The sequence below is a fragment of the Sphingomonas sp. LR55 genome (assembly GCF_036856015.1).
In the GTDB taxonomy this organism is placed as follows: Bacteria; Pseudomonadota; Alphaproteobacteria; order Sphingomonadales; family Sphingomonadaceae; genus Sphingomonas.
The window spans coordinates 841644-861053 of the sequence record NZ_JASPFO010000001.1 but is presented as its reverse complement, the minus strand read 5'-3'; the positions used below and the strand labels follow the sequence as shown (position 1 = coordinate 861053).

Genomic DNA, 19410 nt, shown 5'->3' with positions numbered 1-19410 from the left:
AGTGTTTTTCGTCAGTGCGCGGTTTCGAGCGTCAACGTCCCCTGCCGCTGGATTACGGTGAAGCCGAACCCGCTGCCGATCGCGTTCAGAAGCCGATCCGGATGGTCGGTGCGAAACCGCCCGAACACGGTCGTCGATGCCAGCGGTTCCGCCGGGCGTGCGATCCTGACACCCCCTGGCGGTCGAGAATTTCGACCAGATCGTCCAGGCGCATACCCGCCGTGTCGATCCAGCCCTTGCGCCAGTCGGGCAGCACCGGATCGAACCGGGTCGGTGCTGCCGCCACACCGCCACGGACGGCGCTGCGGTACCCGGCCCGGACCACGACACCGCGCGGCGTCCCGAACGGGTTGAAGCCGACCGCGCCGCGGTAGACCGCCAGTGCAACCTGAGTCCGGGTCAGATCGAGGTCGAACGCGGTGCCGAGGACGCGTGTCTCGCTGGCACCAGCGCGTACGACAAAGGGGCGAGAAACGTCATGCCGCACGTCGAAGAACGCCTGTCCCGCAAGCAATTCCGCGCGGCGCTGTCGGTCCGCATAGACAATTCGAAGCCGCGTCGAGCCGTTGAGCGAAACGGTCGAACCGTCAGCCAGCGTCACGGTCGTGCATTCCCCCGCTCGGGCGGTATCCTATCGGCACGCTGTTGCCGACCGAGTTCGAGCTCTGCGACCAGTTCGGCGCGAGCCGCTTCACCGTGCGCGAGGCGATCAAGCGGCTCGTGCAATCGGGCATGGTCTCGCGTCAGGCCGGAGTCGGCACGCGCGTCCTCGGGCTGTCGCGCCCGGCTGCGTATCGCCAGGTTATGGAGGGGCTTTCCGACCTCCAGCAATACACCAACGAGACCAGCCTCACGATCATCGCGCGTGAGACGGTCGCGCTGGACGGACCGCTCGCCGAACAGGTCGGCGCAACATCGGGCCAGACCTGGCTGCATCTCATGGCGCTGCGCCGCGCCGCCGGGACCAGCCCGATCTCCTATTCGGACATCTATCTCCACCCCGCGTTCCGCAGCCTGAAGCTCGACGACGATGTCGGCGACGTGCCGATCTTCAGCCGGATCGAGGAACAGTTCGGCGAGCGCGTCGCCGAGGTTCGCCAGCATATCGAAGCGGTGGCGATCCCCGCGCCGATCGCCGGGTTGCTCGAAACCAAGACCGGCGCGCCGGGCCTCCGCCTGACGCGGCACTATCTCAACGCGCGCGGCGAGATCGTCGAGATGGCGATCAATACGCATCCCGCGGACCGCTATTCCTATTCCCAGACTTTCCGCCGCGATCCCGTATCCGGCCTGTAGAGGATTTTTCATGACCATTGCCGCCCGCAGTATCCTGTTCGTCCCCGGCGATCGTGCCGAGCGTTTCGAAAAGGCGCGCGCGAGCGGCGCGGATATGGTGGTGATCGATCTCGAAGACGCGGTCCTCCCCGACCGCAAAGTCGCGGCGCGGGATACGATCCATGATGCGCTCGCGGCCCTGACAGAACCGCGGTTCTTCGTGCGCGTCAACAGTCTGGATACCGAGTGGCATGCAGACGACGTGCGTGCACTCGCGGCGTTGCCAGGCGTCGCGGGGCTGATGCTGCCCAAAGCCGAGCGCGCATCGGACTTTATCGCGATGCACGAGGTCGCCGGTGGCAAGCCGCTCCATGCGCTGGTCGAGACCGTTGCGGCGATCCTCAACCTTGCTGACCTCGTCACCGCGCCTGGACTCGCCCGCCTATCGTTCGGCACGGTGGATTTTCAGGCCGACGCCGGGATCGACGGCGATAGCGCGGAGATCGACCATGTCCGCACCCAGATCGTCCTTCACTCGCGCAGCGCAAGCCTTGCCGCACCGGTGGACGGCGTCTCGACCGACCTCACCGACGACGCGGCGCTGGCCCGCGACACCGACCACGCCCGGCGCTTCGGGTTCGGCGGAAAACTCTGTGTCCATCCACGTCAGGTCGGCATCGTCAACATGGCCTTCCTGCCGTCCGACGCCGACGTGGACTGGGCCACCCGCGTGGTCGCCGCTATCGATGGCGCGTTCGGTGCGGTTGCGGTCGACGGCAAACTGATCGACAAACCCGTCGTCGACCGCGCTCGGCGACTTCTTGATACTTATTCGGCATTTACAGCTACGCGAGAGTAAGAGTTCGCTAGGTTTGCTTTTAAAAATGGGGTTGGCTCAAGGACATAAATACCATCATTTTGAGTGACATCTCAGCAGTTAGCGCAAGCTATGATGATCCACTTCCAGACACTCGTGGCCTCCAGCGCCCTCCCTACCTTCGGACTTTCGTTCAGCCTGAGCACGGATCGTTGTTGCCCTCCCATTCGGTGAGGGGAAGGTGTAGTATGGCCGCTCGGAGAAAGGCTGCCGCCGGATGGTACGATATTCATCGCTATTAGGCGTCGCACTGCTTGCGCTCGCGCCCATCCAAGCGGGCGCGGACGTGACGGCGACTTACCAGCGGCCTGGTGCGGTAAGCACAGCAAGCGCGCTTATCATAGAGGTCGCGTCAAACGGCGACGTTCGAGCCGGAAACGACGATCGCGGCTACTATCTCTGGACCAACGGCAAAGGTTACGATGTCAGACCCGGGCCGGGCGGCCCGACGGTCATCCGGACTGCGGACACCGCTGCGGCTCGCGCGGGCATACGTCCCGCGTCGGAGATCATGCAACCTTGGCTCCCGGTCGACACAGTGTCGATCAACGGCCGGAAGGGCACCCGCTACTTCATCAGCGGTGCCAGCCACAATCCCGGTGCCATGCCGCTGGTCATCAGCCGCGATCCTTCGCTGGCAATGCTCGCGGCCGGCCACCGGCGCCTCGTGGCCATGCAGGAGAGCAGCTTCCCGGGCGCCGACAGTCCGGAGCGCGTCAGCTTCCGCGAGGTGATCGCGCAGGGTGCTCCGATCGACCTCCTCGGCTCGCAACTGGTCTCGATCAGCACCGCCGCCATCCCATCGACGCGCTTCCGTGTTCCGGCCGCCCCTGTGGCCGCCGCGACCGTGCGCAAGCATCAAGCGGCAGTGCGCGCAGCGACGAACCCTGCCGCCCCCACTCCGGAGAATATGCTGCACAGACAGGACCGCTTCATCAAGCGAGCGGTCTGGGCCTCTGATCGCCTTTGGCTGCTTACAGAGCGCGGCACGCTCTCGAGCGTCGCACCAGGGGAGACCAACCGCCGTACCGAGACGACGCCCGGACCGGCGGCCGACATCTGCGTCGCGGGCGCCGCACTGGTCATCCTTGGCGTGGATGGCCAGTTATCCCGCCTCCAGGATCGTTCCTGGCACGCGATGCAACGCCTGGACCTCAACGGGGAAGCGGTTCAGGCTCTGAGTTGCACCGACCAGCGTGTGATTGCGGTGAGCCGGAGCCGCCTCGTCGTCAGCGCGGGCGCGCGGCAGCGCACCGTCGGCCTCTCGACGCCGCTCATCGGTCCCATCGTACGAACAGCGCCCTTCGATACAGGCACGACCCTGTTGCTGGGGCTCGCGAAGGGAGAGTGGGGTGGCGGCCTCGAGCGCATCGATACAAGTACTGGCGTGGTCAGTGAAGTCCCCGGACTCGGCGGCCCGATCAACGGCGTGGGACCCGAACCTGGCCGCCCGGGCTGCGTCGTGGCCACCGTCGGCCTAGTTCACTTCTTTCCCAGCGGACAGGTGGTCGAGGCGTGCGGCGACAAGGTCCGACGCCTCTACTACAAACCGTACATAATGCAGAAGAGCTGGCCTGCCGATCCACCGAAACTGCCTTTTGAGACGGTGCCCTTCTACGCACTGACGGCGGCGGCCGATGGTTTGTGGCTAGCGGGTGGAGACGGTCTCTACGCGATCACCGCCGGTCGCCCGATCACTTTCAAAACAATGCCACCCTTCGAGCAAATCGACGGAGTGGATGTAAGCTTTGCCGTACCCGGCCTGGCGCTGGTGCGCACTGACATCGACGCGCATGTCTCGCTTGGCGGCGGTGCGCCCCTCCTTGTCGCCCGCTGAATCACCGCTTCTGCGAACTGGACCCATAATCGGTTATTCGGAGCTCCCGTGCCGCCTCCCGGTTTCGGCCTTGCGTTAATCTAACAAATGGCGGCTCACCGCGCCCGGATGGGGTGAATAAGCGGTGTGGATGGAGAAAGCGGAGGTTCGTTATTCCGCTACCTCGAGCCGTATTGCCGCGCCGTCAGCCACCTATGCGCTAAAGCGGATCGCCACTACACTCGGCCTGGCGAGCGGCAAGATTTGAGGGGCACGCGATGATTTATGGGGTTTTGTCGGCGGCTACAGGAGCTGCCATTTTGGCTTCTGGATCAGCGAGCCCGCCGCAATGTGTAGTTTCAGGTTCCTACGTCCTAGACGGCGGACGAAGCGACAACGTCGAACGAGCGATCGCGAGCGCTACCGCCGGCCTTCCCAACACCGACTATTTCTCGCGCAGGCTGCGGAAGGCTAACATGGCTGTCGATGGGATTCGGATTAGAATCTCGAGTCCACCAGGCGGGTTCTCGATCAAATATGAAACCAGGCCGCTGATCCTTGTTTCGACAAGCGGAGAGCTGGCTCAGTGGAAGCTCAACGACGGGCAGGTTTTTGACGTGTCCGCAAAAGCGAGCGGTGACGCTGTTTTGATAACGTTCCGTGCGCCCGACAACGAGCGCACCACAGTGTATCGAGTAGTGGGGCCGGACTTTGTGGAAGAGACTATGATCACAAGTCCTCGTCTCCCCAAACCGCTTCACTATAAGCTCACCTATAAGGAAGCGAAATGCTAGGATTTACGAGCTAGGCTCCCTGTTGAATAGCCACTGAGCTTTTGTCGTTTCATGGCTGCCCAGGCTGGTCCATATGATCGCCCCAGCGTCAACTTTCTCGAATGGTCTCGTGCAAGGCTGGCGTTGAGCACCGTGCCCAGCACCGCGGTTCCAAGAGTGCTACCGAGATTGCGGGCAAAAAGATTTGAGGCTGTGGCAGCACCACGTTCCGTCCGCCCGCCACTATCTTAGATGAGCACGTCGCTGCAATGCTCGGGAAGCCCGTCCCGAAACCCATGTTCAGCGAACCGAGACCAGCCACCAGAGGCAGGGTGGTGGGTGACAGCAGCACGAACGGTATAGCTCCAATTGGCGGTAGTGCGGCACCGAAAACCAGGATCCGTCGCAGACCAAACCGACCAAAATTACGGGCACCAAGCGTTGGCGCAACGTTCAGGCTGGCATAGGCTTGAAGCTGCCGGCCGACGTCGTCGAGGAACTCGGCCAAGATATACCCGCCCGCCCCCAAATCGCGCTGATGCGCGCGATTCAGCGACCAACGATAATAATTGACCGCATCGAGCTTCGGATCGGCGGATTCGAAAAACGGGATGCGGTTTTCATATCAGGGCGCATTGTTGACGAACCGCACGCGGGCGATGCGGTGCGTGCCGCGGGCGGCGGATGACGCCGCAGCCCCACACACTATAGCGAGACGGACAATCGGCCTGACGTCGCGCGACCGATCATATTCCCTTCTCCTTCGAATGGACGGCAGCAGCTTTACCGCCGCCGCCCGCCATCATCATTTGAACGTATAGCGTGCCCCTACCGCGAACGTACGGCTGAGTAGCGTCGTCCCCAGATTGAAGCGGTCGGGGCCGCCGACATCCTCGAACTTGTAATAGGTCTGCTGCTTCGCCTTGAGGAGGTTCACCGCGTCGAAGGTGAAGCCGAGACGATCGGTCGCGTTGAGGGTCAGCTGAAGATCGAGGCTCTTCTCCGGATTGCGCCAGACGCCGATCGGATTGGCGAACAGCCGCGCTTCGTTGTTGGCGAGGAACGCCTTGCGCCAGATGTACGACAGACGCGCCCCGATCGGCCCGCGATCATACGCCAAAGTCGCATTGTACGACAGGTCCGACACCCCGAAGAACGGCGACGACGCCTGCCCCGTGATGTTACCGGCCGCATCCGACAGCGGGATGTTCTGCTTCGAGTCGAGTACGGTCAGGCTGCCCTGGAAACCCACCCCCTTCAGCACGCTGGGCAGGTAATCCGGGAAATAGGTCAGGCCGAGTTCGACGCCCTTGAGCACGCCGTTCGACGCGTTGACCGGCCGCGTGATCGCGAACGAGTTCGTGGCGCCGGCGACGATCCCGTTGTTGAGGATGGTCTCGCGGACGGTCAGCGGCACGACCAGCCCGTCGACCTCGCGGCGGAAGCCCGTCACGAAGATCGCGCTGTTGCGATCGAAATACCACTCGACTGCGACATCGTAATTCTTCGAGTGAGTCGGCTTCAGCGTCGCGGTGCCTGCGCTGCCGCTGCCATAGCCGACATTGGTCAGATCGCCGACCAAGTTGAAGTTCGGGTTGATGTCCGTGAAGTTCGGCCGGCGCAACGTCTGGCCGTAGTTGAACCGCACGCGCAGCTTGTCGGTCAGTTCGTAGCGCGCGGTGAAGCTTGGCAACCACCGCTGCGATCCGGTCGACACGAAGGTCTGCGCGCCGTTGTTGTAGCGATCGAAGAAATTGTAGTCGGTATCGACGGTGATGTGCCGCACGCCGGCCTGAAGCTTCAGCGGCCGCCCGAAGATCGAGACTTCGCCGTCGGCCTGGATATAGGCGGCGAGCGTGGTCTCATCGATGTCGAACACGCGTTGCAGCGACAGCTGATCGGACGTCTTAAGCCCATATAGACCGCGCACTGTGTCGGCGTTGTCGTGCAGCCAATAGCCGCTCGGCAACACCCAACTGCTCGGGGAATCGCTCTTGCCATCGAAGAAGCCGGAATTGGTGAACAGCGCTTCCGACGGCAGCGTCGAGAGACTGCGCCCGCCCAATCCGCCTGCATCCTGCGTCCGCACCGACGTCGAGGCCTTGCGGTTGTCGTAGCGGAAACCCGCCTTGACCTGGCGAAGGAAGCCCTCGTCCCAGCCGTAATAGCCGTCGAGCGTGCCGGTCAGCGCGCTGCCCTTGTCGCGATTGGCGTTGTCGTAAAATTGGGCGATGTTCCACTGCGCCGGGTCGGTCAACAGGGCGTCGTTGTCGAAATGGTACGACGGGATGCCGCCACCCGCATTGAAGTCGACGTTGATCTGGTTGGCGGTGCGTTCGGTCCGCATCGCGGTGAACGAACTCGTCACCTTGCTGGTCTGATAGGCGACGTCGCCGATGATCTTGCCGTGCGAGCCAACGTCCCATTTGCCGTTCAGCGCATAGACGAAACTGTCGGTCTTCGACTGGTTGTAGTCGCCGCTATTGAAGCCGTAGACGCTGTTGGCGGTGCGGGTCTTGACGATGTTGGTACCGTCGTAAAGCCCGACCGGCTGCGGATTGGCCCAGAAGTCGACGAAGCTGAACTGGAGGCTGTTGAACGTCTCGCCGCGGAAGCCCGCATAGAACACTTCGGCGGTGTAGACCGAGCTGCTGTTGGGCGCCCATTGCAGAGCGATGTTCGCCGAGGGCCGCTCGCGCTTGCCGTACAGATCCGAGCTGAAGATCGCATCGCGCGAGAGGTAATACGGCGTCTGTACGCCGTTGATGTTGAGCGTCGAGCCCGGCGCGGTCGCGAGCCCGCGGTCGAGGCCGGGCGTCCAATTCTCGTTGTTCGCACCCGGGAAGATGCGCTCCAGCGGTGCGAGGCCGGACCCGGCCGGCGGGGTTTCGGTCGCGAACGGCACCAGTGCGCCCGCCGTGATCGTCTGGTCGCGGTATTTGGTGCGCGTATAGCTGCCGTTTACCAGGATACCGATATCGCCGATCCCGGTCTCCCAGCGATCGCTGACCAGCAGCGCGACGTTCGGATTATAAGTGTCGGCCTGCTCGTTGTAGATGCCGCGCGCGAGGCCCGAGATTGCGAAGCCGTCGAAATCGAACGGACGACGCGTGGCGACGTCGATCTGGCCGGCGAGACCCGTCTCGATCTGCTCGGCGGCGCGCGTCTTGTAGACGTCGACCTGCTTGACGAGGTTGGCGGAGATATCCTGCAACGCGAACGCCTGCCCCGCCGCGGTGAAGATGTTGCGGCCGTTGAGCGTGGTCAGCGCATCGGGAAGCCCGCGAATCGAGATCGCCGCCGCTTCGCCGCCGGTGCGGTTGGTCACCTGGACGCCAGTAACGCGCTGCAGCGCCTCGACGACGTTGTTGTCGGGCAGCTTGCCGACATCTTCGGAGACGATCAGAATCGACGATCTGGGTCGAGGCCTTGCGGACGTTCAGCGCGCCGACGATCGAGGCGCGGACGCCGGTGACGACGATGTCCTGGTCGGTCTGATCCGCTGTCGGGACGTCCTGGGTCGTGGCGGCATCGGTTCGGGCGGGCGTTCCGGTCGCCGGGACGTCGGTGCGATCCTGCGGCGTGGTAGCGACGGCCTGCGCGGAGGCCGGGGTGCCGAGCGTAAGCGCTACGATCGATGCGGAACACAGAATTAACGGTTTTATCGCCATGCGGCCTCTCCCTAACGCGTCCGGTCGGCCTTGTTATCGGCTCGTTATTACTCCGACATTCGCTAAAAGCAGATGAGCCCCAATGCAAGAGCTAATTTACGCGCCGACCGTATCAGCCGGACCTGAGCCGATACAGCGCGGCACCATGCGATGGCACATCCTGCGTCAGGATGCCCGAGGCCGTTGCCAGATCATGACGGGCCCATAGGTCGCGGACCCCGACGTGTCCCTTCAGCCCGATCATATCGAGCCTAACCTGCACGCGCTTCGTCGTTTTGTCTGTGTTGAACAGCGCGAGATAACGATCGTTCGAGCGCGGCATACGGGCCGACCACATCCGAACGCCATCTTCGACGAAGTGCGGCTGGTTGTAGTAACTCACCTGGTTGACCGCGATGACTTCGGGGTTGGTGAGAAGGTCGAGCGTCGGGCGGTCGAGATGGCGCAGGTCACCGCCCATGATCAGCGGCGAACGCGCGATCGACCACAGGGTCATCAGCGTGCGCTGTTCGTCGGGCGTGAACTTGGTGTCGCGCGCACCGAGCGCGAGACGCCCGAGCGGGAGCATGTCCGCATCGGGCCAGCCACCGGGCACGCGGTGCGCGTTCCAGTTCTCCAGCCGGGTGAACTGCGCTTCGAGCAGCGGCCATTCGTCCCAGAAATCGTCGCTGATCCGCCACATCTGCGCAAAGCGGCGGACGTGATCCGCGCGGGATACCGGCGTTTCGCCGGGCGACAGGCTCAGGATGATCGGTCGCCTGGTCGCGACGATCGCGGCGTGTGCGGCCTCGATCTCGGGGGCATGCGCGTCGTAGGGCCGGCTCATGTCGTCCATTTTGACCAGGTCGACGCCCCAGGATGCGTAGAGCGCGAACACACTGTCGTAATAGGCCTGCGCGCCGGGCTTGCGCATGTCGACGCCGTACATGTCCGGGTTCCAGGTACAGATGCTGGTGGTGTCGGCGATGTCGCGCGCGCGGTATTTCGTGCCGAACACGGGCAGGTTTCGCTCCACCGCCAGCCGCGGAATGCCGCGCATCAGGTGGATGCCGAACCGCAGGCCGAGCGCGTGGACGCGGTCGGCGAGCGGGCGGAAGCCCTTGCCGCCGACGCTCGACGGGAACCGGTTCGGCGCAGGGAGCAGTCGGCCGTAGCCGTCCATCGCCGGTGTCGGCTTGGTCGCGTAGGTGTAGCTGGTCGCCCCCGGCTCGTACCACTGGATATCGACGGTGAAGATATCATAGCCCGAGGGCAGCAGCTTCTCCGCCATGATCGTCGCGGTCTCGATCGCCTGCGCCTCGGTGATCGTCGTCGCGAAACTGTTCCAGCTGTTCCAGCCCATCGGCGGCGTCGGCGCCAGGAGCTTCGAGCCAGCACTCGCGCCAGCGCCTATCGCGGCCGCAGGTACCGCTGCGGCTCCCGCGGCGAGGAACGTCCGGCGATCGAGGCCGCTCACCGCAACGGGCCGTTGGCAACCGGTTCGCCGAAATCGGGTGTGCCGTCGGGCTTGTACGTGAACCTCTGGACGCGGGTGTGGCGGTTGGGATCGAACAGCGGGTCGCCCTTGATCGCCTCATAGTCGCGCGCGTGATAGACCAGGATGTCGCGGCCGCGCTCGTCGACGGTGAAGCTGTTGTGGCCCGGCCCGAAGACCTTGTGCGCGGGCGACGACTTGAACACCGGCTGCGGCGATTTCGTCCAGGCCGACGGATCCATGATGTCGGCATCGTCACGCGCAGTCAGCATACCCAAGCAGTAGCGCGCGTCGGTCGCACTCGCCGAATAGGTCATGAACAGCTTGCCGTTGCGCGCCAGCAGCGCAGGCGCCTCGGCGACCTTGAACCCGCGGATCTCCCAATCGAGCGTCGGTACCGCCAACCGCGCGGGCTTCGCCGCCAGCGTCAGCGGGGTGGCGAGCGGTGCCAGATAGAGGTTGCTATTGGTCTCGATCCCCGGCTCGCGCTGGGCCCAGGCGAGATAGCGCGTGCCGCGGTGGACGAAGCTGGTGGAGTCGAGCGTGAAGCTGTCCCACGGCGTCGTCAATTGCCCCAGCACGGTCCAGGTACCGGTCATTGCGTCGGGTCCGTCGCAGACCACCGCGAAGGTGCGGATGCGGAACACGTCCTCGCCGCCGCCGCTGGGGCCTGCCGCGAAATACATGATCCAGCGCCCGTCGATCAGGTGCAGTTCGGGCGCCCAGAGAAAGCCGGACATTGGCCCGGTCTTCTCGTGCCGCCACAACACGCGCTCATTGGCGGTCGACAGCCCTGCCAGCGTGCGCGAGCGGCGCAGCACGAGCCGGTCGTATTCGGGTACCGAGCCGGTCATGTAGTAATAGCCGTCGGTGTGCAGGAAGACCTGCGCATCGGCGCGCTGGCGGACCAGTGGGTTGACCGGCACCGGCGCCTTGGCCGAGACCCGTGCGAGCGCACCGCTAGCGGTCGCAGCACTAGCACCGGCCAGGAACAGCCGTCGTGTGAAATCCATCGTCATGGTCGATTCTCCGCAACTGGCCAGCCGTCCGCACCCCAGGCGATCGGTGCGATGCGCAACGTCGGGGTGCCTTTGGTCTGGGAATCATAGGCATGGTAGACGACATAATCCTTGCCGTCGGTGTCGTGCATCACGCCGGGGTGGCCGGGGCCGCGATAGCGCTGCTTTTCCTGCAGGTCGGCGCGCAGGAAGATCGTCCCCCCGCCCTGCATCATCGCGCTGCCGTCCTTGCCGAGATACGGCCCGGTGATCGCCTTCGATCGGCCGACGACGGTGTAATAGGTGCTGTTCACGCCCTTGCAGCAATAGTCGTAGCTCGCGAGCAGCCAGTAATAGCCGCCATGGCCGATGATGAACGGCGCCTCGACCGGGGCCGGGCCGCCGGCGGGTGCGGGACGGCGCGCGATCGCGTGGGGCTTCTCATTCGGGTCGAGCAGCTTGCCGGTCTTGGGGTTCAGCGCGAACAGCTTTAGGCCCGTCCAGAAGCTGCCGAGCGACAGCCATTCGCGGCCCTGCGCATCGACGACGTGGTTGGGATCGATCGCGTTGAAATCGTCCTTGGGCGTCGACATCACCACCAGCCCCTCGTCGCGCCAGCCATAGCCGGGGACCTTGGGGTCAAGCGTCGGGCTGGTCGCCAGCCCGATCGCCGAGCGGTTCGAGCCGAACGTCGAGACCGAATAATAGAGCCGGTAGCGCCCGTCTGCGCTGCGCGAAATGTCGGGCGCCCACATCCCCTTGGTGCCCGGCACCGCCTTGGTCGCCCAGTCCGGCAGGCTTGCGAACGGCGGCGTACCCGCGGTCCAGTGGACCAGATCGGGGGACGTGCGCGCGCTCAACATCTGGCCGTCGAGCCCGGTGCCATAGACGTAATAGATATTGCCCGCGCGGATCATCACCGGGTCGTGGACCGGCGCGATGTCGCCCGTCAGGCTAGCGTTGAGGCCCCCGCGTGCACGGGGGTATCCGCGGTTTGCGCCACCACGCTACTGGCCAGCGTCAGCGCGATCAGTCCGGTCGCCCATCTTGGTGCGGCCATCGTCTCTCTCCCGGTAGGTGCGCCCGCCGGTTGGTCCGGCGGGCGTCACGATCATTTCAGTTCGAGCATCACCACCGACATCGGCGGCAGCGTCACAGACAGAGTGCCGCCGCTCAGCCGCGCGCCGTTGAACGCCGTCGGCGCGACCGCATTGGGTGCCTCGAAAGTGTTGAGCGCGGTCATCGTCGGCGCGGTCAGCACCTGCCCGGTGACGGTTTGCGCGGTCACGCCTGGCAGCGCGGCCGACACACTCGTTGGCTTGTTCGGATCGAGGTTCGAGAGCGCGATCCGCACCACGCCGTCCTTGCCGCGCACGGCCGACGCGCTGACCGACGGCATCGTCCACTGGTCCTTGTTGTACCAGGGCGACTTGATGTCGATCGGCAGCACCGTGCCGTCCATGTACGGCTTGTACATCGCGAACACGTGGTAGGTCGGCGTCAGCACCATCTTGCTGCCGTCGGTCAGGATCATCGCCTGCAGCACGTTCACCATCTGCGCGATCGCGGTCATCTTCACGCGATCGGCATGCTTGGCAAAGATGTTGAGGTTGATCGCGGTAACCAGCGCGTCACGCAGCGTGTTCTGCTGACGCAGGAAACCGGGGTTGGTGCCCGGATCGCCGGCATACCACGTGCCCCATTCGTCGACCGCGAGCCACATCGTCTTCTTCGGATCGACCTTGTCCATGATCGCCGAATGCTTGGTGATCAGCTCGTCCATCCGAAGCGTCTCGGACAGCGTCTCGGCCCAGCCACGCTCGTCGAACACCGTCGCGGACGCACGCGGTGGCCAGCCGCCGGGGATCGTATAGTAATGCAGCGACAGCGCATCGACCTTGCCGACCAGCTCGCGCGCCATCGTCTCGGTCCAGTTATAGTCGTCGACGTTGGCGCCGCTCGCGATCTTCATCACGCGCGTGTCCTTCGGCGCCTTGATGAATGTGGCGTAGCGCCGCGTCACGTCGGCGGCATATTCCGCGCGCATGTTGCCGCCACAGCCCCACAGCTCGTTACCGACGCCGAAATACGGGACGGCCCATGGCGCCTTGTGGCCGTTCTTGGCACGTTCGTCCGCCAGCGTGCCGGCGGGCGAGGTCATGTATTCGACCCACTCCGCCATTTCCTGCGGCGTGCCGTTGCCGACGTTGCCGGCGATATAGGGCTCGGCGCCGAGCTGTCCGGCGAGGTCCATGAACTCGTGCGTGCCGACCGTATTGGGCTCGGTCACGCCGCCCCAATGCGTGTTGATCTTGACCGGGCGCTTGGCCTTGGGACCGATCCCCTCGCGCCAGTGATATTCATCGGCGAAGCAGCCGCCCGGCCAGCGCACGACCGGCACGCCGATTCCGCGCAGCGCGGTGACGACATCGGTGCGGAAGCCGCGGACGTTGGGGATCTTCGATTTCTCGCCGACCCAAAGCCCGCCATAGATGCCGGTGCCGAGATGCTCCGCGAACTGCGTGAAGATGCGGCGATCATAGGTCGGGCCGGGCGTGTCGGCGTGGACCGTAACGGTTGCCCCGGTCGAACTGGGCGCGGTGGCGGGTGCGTCGGTCTGCGCAGTGCCGATGCCGGCGGTCGACAGCAGGAGTGCGGCGGCGAGGCCCTTCAGCGTGCGGGTCATTTTTGCCTCAATCATCGAAAGCCTCCACGGATGTGCGGGTGCCGCGCAGGAATGCGTCGGCGACGAGTGTGAACGGGGTCGTATCGACTTCGCTTCGGCCGCCGCGGATCAGCGCGGCGAAGCGGGTGTAGAGGCCGGGATATTCCTCGTCGTCATTGTGCACCGTGCCGCTCGGCAAAGTGAGCACCGCACCGCCCTTGGCTAGGCTGAGCGTACCGGCGTCGGTCTCGACGGTGATGTCCCAGCTCTGCGGGCCGGTCTGGCGCCAGTCGAGATCCATGCTGATCGGCGTGCCCGATGCACTGAGGAAGGTCAGGTCGGCGGCGATCGGCGCGGCGCGATTGGCGGGCGTCGACAGCGTCGCGGACGTCAGGAAGAACGGCTGCGGCAGGATCTCGGTCGCGATCGACAGCGCGTTGATGCCGGGATCGAACACGCCGAGCCCACCCGGCTCCCAGATCCACGCCTGCCCCGGATGCCAGACGCGGACGTCCTCGCGCCAGACGATCGACACGCGCTCGATCTTGCGCTCGGCGAGCCACGCCTTGGCCGGCGCGACGCCTGCTGCAAACCGCGAATGCCAGCCCGCGAACAACGTCGCGCCCGTCTCGGCAGCCTGGGCTTCGAGCGCATCGACTTCGGCGAGCGTCGCGCCGGGCGGCTTTTCAAGGAAGACGTGTACGCGCTTGGCGAGTGCCATCGAGGCCAACTCGTAGCGCACCTGTGGCGGGGTGCAGAGCGCGATCGCGTCGATCGCCGGACCGTCGGCGAGCAGCGCCTCCAGCGACTTGAAGTTGACGACCCCCTCGACGCCCGGATCGCGCGGGCTGACGCTGGCGACGAACTCGAAGTCGGCGTTGCCGGCGATCGACGGCAGATGCTGGTCGCGGGCGATCTTGCCCATGCCGACGACTGCGATCTTGATAGCGGCCACGATCAGAGCGCCTTCACGACGACGGGCTGTGGTGCGGCCTTGGTCAGCGTGTTGCGCAAGGGCAGCGTGAACGGCGCGGCCTCGATCTCGAACACATCGCCTTCGCGCGTCGTCACGCCGTCGGCGAACGACAGCGTCGCGGTGCCGAAGAAATGAACGTGGACGTCGCCCGGACGGCGGAAGAGGTCGTATTTGAAGTGATGGGCCTCGAGGTTGGCGATGCTGTGCGACATGTTCGCCTCGCCAGAGAGGAACGGCTTTTCCCACAGCAGCGCGCCGTCGCGGTGGATGCGGCTCGCACCCTCGATATGCTGAGGCGGCGTGCCGACGAGCAGCTCGGGGCCAAGCGATGCCTGGCGCAGCTTCGAATGCGCGAGCCACAGATAGTTGTGGCGCTCGGTGACGTGATCACTGAACTCGTTGGCGAGGCACAGGCCGAGGCGGAACGGCGTGCCGTCGGGACCGATCAGGTAAATCCCGGCAAGTTCGGGCTCCTCGCCGCCATCCTCGGCGAAGTTGGGCATCGTCAGTGGCGCGCCGGGTGCGACGAGTCCCGAGCCATCGCCCTTATAGAACCATTCGGGCTGCTGTCCGCGCGTCCCCGCGGCGGGCTTGCCGCCCTCTACGCCTTCGAGGAACATCCGCATCAGATCGGTCTGCTTCTCGGCGTCCGCGGCCGCGCGGTGCATCTTGTCGCGACCCTCGGCCGAGCCGAGATGCGTCAGGCCGGTGCCGGTCATGATCAGGTGCGCGGGATCGACATGATCGATCGGTGAGGTCAGGCGGCCGGCCGCCAGTTCGGCGGCGATGTTGACGCTGTCGCCCGTCCCGCAGGCCGCGATCGCGGCGGCGAGATCGGTGCCATCGGCGATCGCGCGTTCGGCCAAACCACGGACGCTATCTACGCCGGTAACGAACGCGGCCCCTTCACTGGTAGCAGCGATCACCGATCGCGTGCCGTCGACGCCAACATGCTGCAACAGGCGCAAAGTCATCACACTCTCTCCTAAGCGAGACGCCGTTGTTACGGTTCGTCCCCGATATTTTCAGGTCAGTTGGCGGGAACGCCGTCGATCAGCCGCGGCGCGGTGGTGCCGTCACGCAGCACCTCCGGCAGCAGTTCGGGCAGCAGATTCTGGTACGACACCGGCCGCAGGAACCGGTCGATCGCGAGGCTACCGACCGAGGTCGTGCGGCCGTCCGACGTCGCCGGGAACGGACCGCCATGCACCATCGCATGGGCGACCTCGACACCGGTCGGCCAGCCATTGGCGAGTATCCGCCCGGCCTTGCGTTCGAGCAGCGGGATCAGCCGCGTCGCCATGTCGGCATCGCCCGCATCCATCTGGATCGTCGCGGTCAGCTGACCCTCGGCGGCACGCAGCACGGCGTGAAGCTCGTCCTCGCTCGTGCAGCGCACCAGCAACGACGACGCACCGAACACCTCATGGCCGAGCGCCTTGTCGCTCAGGAACTGCGCGGCGGTCGTCTCGAAGAACGCCGCCTGCCCCTGTGCGACGCCTTCGCCGACTTTGCCGCGCGAAATCTCCTTCACCGCTGCATGGCTCGCGAGTGCGGCGATGCCCTGCTCGTACGCGGCATGGATACCGCCGGTGAGCATCGTCGCAGCGGGCGCCTCGGGCAGCGCGGCAGCGGCAGCGGAGACGAATGCGTCGAGCCCCTCGCCTTCGACCGCAAGCACTAGGCCTGGGTTGGTGCAGAACTGCCCCGCACCCATCGTCAGCGACCCGACGAACGCCGTCCCCAGCGCCGCGCCGCGAGCCTTCAGCGCTTCGGGCAACAGCACGACCGGGTTGATGCTCGACATCTCGGCATAGACCGGGATCGGGACGTCGCGCGCCTGTGCCAGCTTGACGAGCGCTAGGCCGCCCGCGCGCGAACCAGTGAACCCGACCGCGGCGATGCGCGGATCCTGCACCAGCGCGCTACCAAGATCGTTGCCGGGACCGACCAGGTGCGAGAACACGCCCTTCGGCAAGCCGCACGCTGCAACCGCGGCGTCGATCGCGCCGGCGACCATCGCGCCGGTCGCGGGATGCGCAGGGTGACCCTTCACGACGACCGGGCAGCCTGCGGCCAGCGCCGACGCGGTGTCGCCACCAGCGGTCGAGAAGGCGAGCGGGAAATTGCTTGCGCCAAACACCGCGACCGGGCCGAGCGGGATCATCCGCAAGCGCAGGTCGGGACGCGGCAACGGTGCGCGATCGGGCAGTGCCGGATCGATCCGAAGCCCCATCCAGCCGCCACGACGAACGACACCCGCGAACAGCTTGAGCTGGCCGACGGTACGGCCGCGCTCGCCCTCGAGACGTGCGCGCGGCAGGCCGCTTTCGCGCATCGCGGTGACGATCAGGTCGTCGCCGAGCGCGACGATCTCCTCGCCGATCCGCTCGAGGAAATCGGCCCGCGCGTCATTGCCGGTCGCGCGATACGTATCGAATGCGGCATCGGCGGCGGCGCAGGCGGCCTCGACGTCGGCTGGACCATGGATCGCGATCGGATTACCCACCGCAAGTCCGGTGGCGGCATCGATGGATCGAAACGCCGAACGCTCGGCCTGGCTAGTGCTTGTGTCTGACATAGTATCCACTCCCTATACTCCGACATATAAGCGGCGCCGGGCTTTGGCAATCTTTGTCGTTCCTTGATCGCACAGGGACTGTTACGCCGTGCCCAGGGAGCAGGCGGCATGACGGAAGTGGATTACATTGAGGAGCCTGTTGAGGGCGGTAACGACGATGAAACCCCGGCCGTCCGCGTGCCGCGCGGCACCGGTCGGCGTCTTCACGGTGCGGTCGCGCACAAGCTCGGCACCGCGATATTGTCGGGGAGTATGCGCCCGGCGACACGCTGTCCGGCGAGGTCGAGTTCTCGAAAACGCTCGACGTGTCGCGTAGCGCCTACCGCGAGGCCGTCCAGGTCCTGACCGCCAAGGGACTGGTCGAGAGCCGCCCCAAGATCGGTACGCGCGTCCTGCCCCGCAGCCGGTGGAACCTGCTCGATCCCGACGTGCTCGCCTGGGCGTTTGCCGGCGAGCCCGACATCGCCTTCGTTCGCGGGCTGTTCGAATTGCGCGCGATCGTCGAGCCTGCGGCGGCAGCGCTTGCCGCGGAACGGCGCGAGCGAACCGACCTGAAGATCATGAAGGACGCTCTGGCGGCCATGCGTCGGCATACGCTGGCCACCGAAGCCGGCCGCGCGGCGGATCGCGAGTTTCACGACGCGGTGCTGACGGCGACCCGTAACGATGCGCTGATCGTGCTGAGCGCGAGCATCGGTGCCGCCGTCAACTGGACGACGCAGTTCAAGCAGCGTGCGCGGGCCCTGCCCCGCAACCCCATTCCCGATCACATGCTGGTCTATGACGCGATCGCCGCAGGCGATGCGAACGGCGCCAGCGCGGCGATGCGGACGCTGGTCGACCTGGCGCTGGAGGATACGAAACTGGCGATGGCGCGCTGATCGCACGCCACCGCCGTTTCATGGTCGACCGCTAGATCGGCGCCCCGGTCATGGGGCGCCACACTTTAGGGAACGGCGACAGGATCGGGCAGCGCGTCGGTCACGCGCGAGCCCCACACCGCGTAGAACAGGATGTAGAGTTCGCACGCCGCGGTCAGCAGGAACGAGATCTGCAATCCGTAGGTATCGGCGAGCCAGCCCTGGACGATCACCAACGCGCCGCCCGCGATCGCCATGATCAGCAGCCCCGACCCTTCCTCGGTCAGCGGCCCCAGCCCGCGGATGCCGAGCGTGAAGATCGTCGGGAACATGATCGAGTGGAACAGCCCGACCGAGATCAGCGCCCACATCGCGACATGCCCGGTGGTGAAGGTCGCGATCAGCATGACGACGAATGCACCGATGCTCGCCACTGCCAGCACGCGTTCGGCGGGTATCGTCCGCATCACGACGCTGCCGATCAGCCGACCGACCATCATCCCGCCCCACAGGATGAACAGATAGTGCGAGGCCTGCTCGTGCGTCAGATTGCCGATCTGCGGCTGGCTGACGAAGTTGATGAAGAGATTGGCGACACCGATCTCGGCGATCAGGTAGATGAAGATCGCCGGGATGCCGAGCACGAGGTTGCGGTGCGACCAGAGCGACAGGCCCTTGCGGTCGGCCTTCGCCGAGCGCTGCGTCGCGGTGCCCATCGCCGGCAGCGGGAAACGCGCGATCACGATCGCGAGAACCACCAGCACGCCTGCAACGATCAGGTACGGCAACACCACCGACTGTGCATCGGCAAGCCGCTCGGCCGGCGTCAGCACCGCGGTCGATCCGGCAACCGCGGTCCCCGACGTCGAACGCCCGAGGATCAAATAGCCGCCGAACAGCGGCGCCAGCGTCGCGCCCGCCGAGTTGAACGCCTGCACGAGGTTGAGTCGCGACGACGCGGTCTCGGGCGGGCCGACGACCGCGACATAGGGATTGGCGGCGACCTGCAGCAAGGTGATGCCGCTGGCGATCACGAACAGCGCGAAGAGCGTCACACCGTAGCTTGGCAGTCGCGCGGCAGGCACCATCATCAGCGCGCCGACCGCCATCAGCCCCAACCCGAACACCATCGCGCGTTGATAGCCGACCCGCTCGATCAGCTTAGCCGACGGGATCGACGCGAAGAAATAGGCGATGAACCAGACGCTCTCGATCAGCGTGGTCTGCGTATAGCTGAGGTCGAACACGCTGCGCAGGTGCGGCAGCAGCGTGTTATTGATGACGGTGATGAAGCCCCACATGAAGAACAGGCTGGCGAGCAGGGTCAGCGCAGAGCGATAACTGGGGCTGCCCACCGGCGGACCCTGTGTCGCTTCGTCCTCGACGGGCCGTCGCATCTGTATCGGCATCGCCATAATCGCTCACCCTCCGTGCCATGTCTGCG

Annotated in this window: 11 protein-coding genes and 5 pseudogenes; 6 read left to right on the top strand and 10 right to left on the bottom strand. The window is 65.4% G+C overall.

Translation table 11 applies throughout. The annotated features are described in order from the left end of the window. Window positions 1-85: 85 nt before the first annotated feature. Window positions 86-610, bottom strand: a pseudogene (locus QP181_RS04215) (FecR family protein); the annotation flags it as partial. Here QP181_RS04215 and QP181_RS04210 point away from each other — a divergent pair. The 5 genes from QP181_RS04210 (at window position 610) to QP181_RS04190 (ending at window position 5429) form a co-directional block, all read left to right on the top strand. Continuing rightward, window positions 610-1296: a GntR family transcriptional regulator gene (locus QP181_RS04210; protein ID WP_333929543.1), complete on the top strand. Its 687-nt coding sequence runs from the start codon at window positions 610-612 to the stop codon at window positions 1294-1296. The pseudogene QP181_RS04215 and the gene QP181_RS04210 overlap by 1 nt on opposite strands. A gap of 10 nt (window positions 1297-1306) precedes the next feature. Next, window positions 1307-2134 (top strand): HpcH/HpaI aldolase/citrate lyase family protein, encoded by an 828-nt coding sequence (locus QP181_RS04205; RefSeq protein WP_333927711.1) that lies wholly within the window; start codon window positions 1307-1309, stop codon window positions 2132-2134. 304 nt (window positions 2135-2438) lie between these two features. Beyond that, window positions 2439-3989, top strand: a complete 1551-nt coding sequence (locus tag QP181_RS04200) for a hypothetical protein (RefSeq protein ID WP_333927710.1) — start codon at window positions 2439-2441, stop codon at window positions 3987-3989. A gap of 257 nt (window positions 3990-4246) precedes the next feature. Next, on the top strand, window positions 4247-4762 hold the full coding sequence (locus tag QP181_RS04195) for a hypothetical protein (RefSeq protein WP_333927709.1): 516 nt from the start codon (window positions 4247-4249) through the stop codon (window positions 4760-4762). Window positions 4763-5210: 448 nt separating this feature from the next. Then, window positions 5211-5429 carry a hypothetical protein gene (locus QP181_RS04190; RefSeq protein ID WP_333927707.1) on the top strand — a complete coding sequence of 73 codons (219 nt, stop codon included), beginning with the start codon at window positions 5211-5213 and terminating at the stop codon, window positions 5427-5429. A 117-nt stretch (window positions 5430-5546) separates the two neighbouring features. Here QP181_RS04190 and QP181_RS04185 read toward each other — a convergent pair. The 8 genes and pseudogenes from QP181_RS04185 to QP181_RS04150 form a co-directional block, all read right to left on the bottom strand. Then, window positions 5547-8412 (bottom strand): annotated as a pseudogene (locus tag QP181_RS04185) (TonB-dependent receptor). Window positions 8413-8524: 112 nt separating this feature from the next. Next, window positions 8525-9868: a glycoside hydrolase family 27 protein gene (locus QP181_RS04180; RefSeq protein ID WP_333927706.1), complete on the bottom strand. Its 1344-nt coding sequence runs from the start codon at window positions 9866-9868 to the stop codon at window positions 8525-8527. 2 nt (window positions 9869-9870) lie between these two features. Then, window positions 9871-10905 (bottom strand): annotated as a pseudogene (locus QP181_RS04175) (glycoside hydrolase family 43 protein); the annotation flags it as partial. Further along, window positions 10902-11944 (bottom strand): annotated as a pseudogene (locus QP181_RS04170) (arabinan endo-1,5-alpha-L-arabinosidase). The pseudogenes QP181_RS04175 and QP181_RS04170, both read right to left, overlap by 4 nt. Before the next feature lie 51 nt (window positions 11945-11995). After that, complete coding sequence (locus tag QP181_RS04165) at window positions 11996-13570, bottom strand: alpha-N-arabinofuranosidase (protein WP_333929542.1); 1575 nt, start codon at window positions 13568-13570, stop codon at window positions 11996-11998. A 7-nt stretch (window positions 13571-13577) separates the two neighbouring features. Then, on the bottom strand, window positions 13578-14504 hold the full coding sequence (locus tag QP181_RS04160; RefSeq protein WP_333927705.1) for a Gfo/Idh/MocA family protein: 927 nt from the start codon (window positions 14502-14504) through the stop codon (window positions 13578-13580). 2 nt (window positions 14505-14506) lie between these two features. Next, window positions 14507-15499, bottom strand: a complete 993-nt coding sequence (gene araD1, locus QP181_RS04155; RefSeq protein ID WP_333927704.1) for an AraD1 family protein — start codon at window positions 15497-15499, stop codon at window positions 14507-14509. 56 nt (window positions 15500-15555) lie between these two features. Further along, window positions 15556-17106 carry an aldehyde dehydrogenase (NADP(+)) gene (locus QP181_RS04150; protein WP_333927703.1) on the bottom strand — a complete coding sequence of 517 codons (1551 nt, stop codon included), beginning with the start codon at window positions 17104-17106 and terminating at the stop codon, window positions 15556-15558. Between the two features lie 108 nt (window positions 17107-17214). On the opposite strand from QP181_RS04150, the pseudogene QP181_RS04145 reads away from it, so the two are divergent. Then, window positions 17215-17987: pseudogene (locus QP181_RS04145) on the top strand (FadR/GntR family transcriptional regulator). A gap of 65 nt (window positions 17988-18052) precedes the next feature. On the opposite strand, the gene QP181_RS04140 reads toward QP181_RS04145, so the two are convergent. Beyond that, on the bottom strand, window positions 18053-19363 hold the full coding sequence (locus QP181_RS04140) for a sugar MFS transporter (protein ID WP_333929541.1): 1311 nt from the start codon (window positions 19361-19363) through the stop codon (window positions 18053-18055). Window positions 19364-19410: the final 47 nt, after the last annotated feature.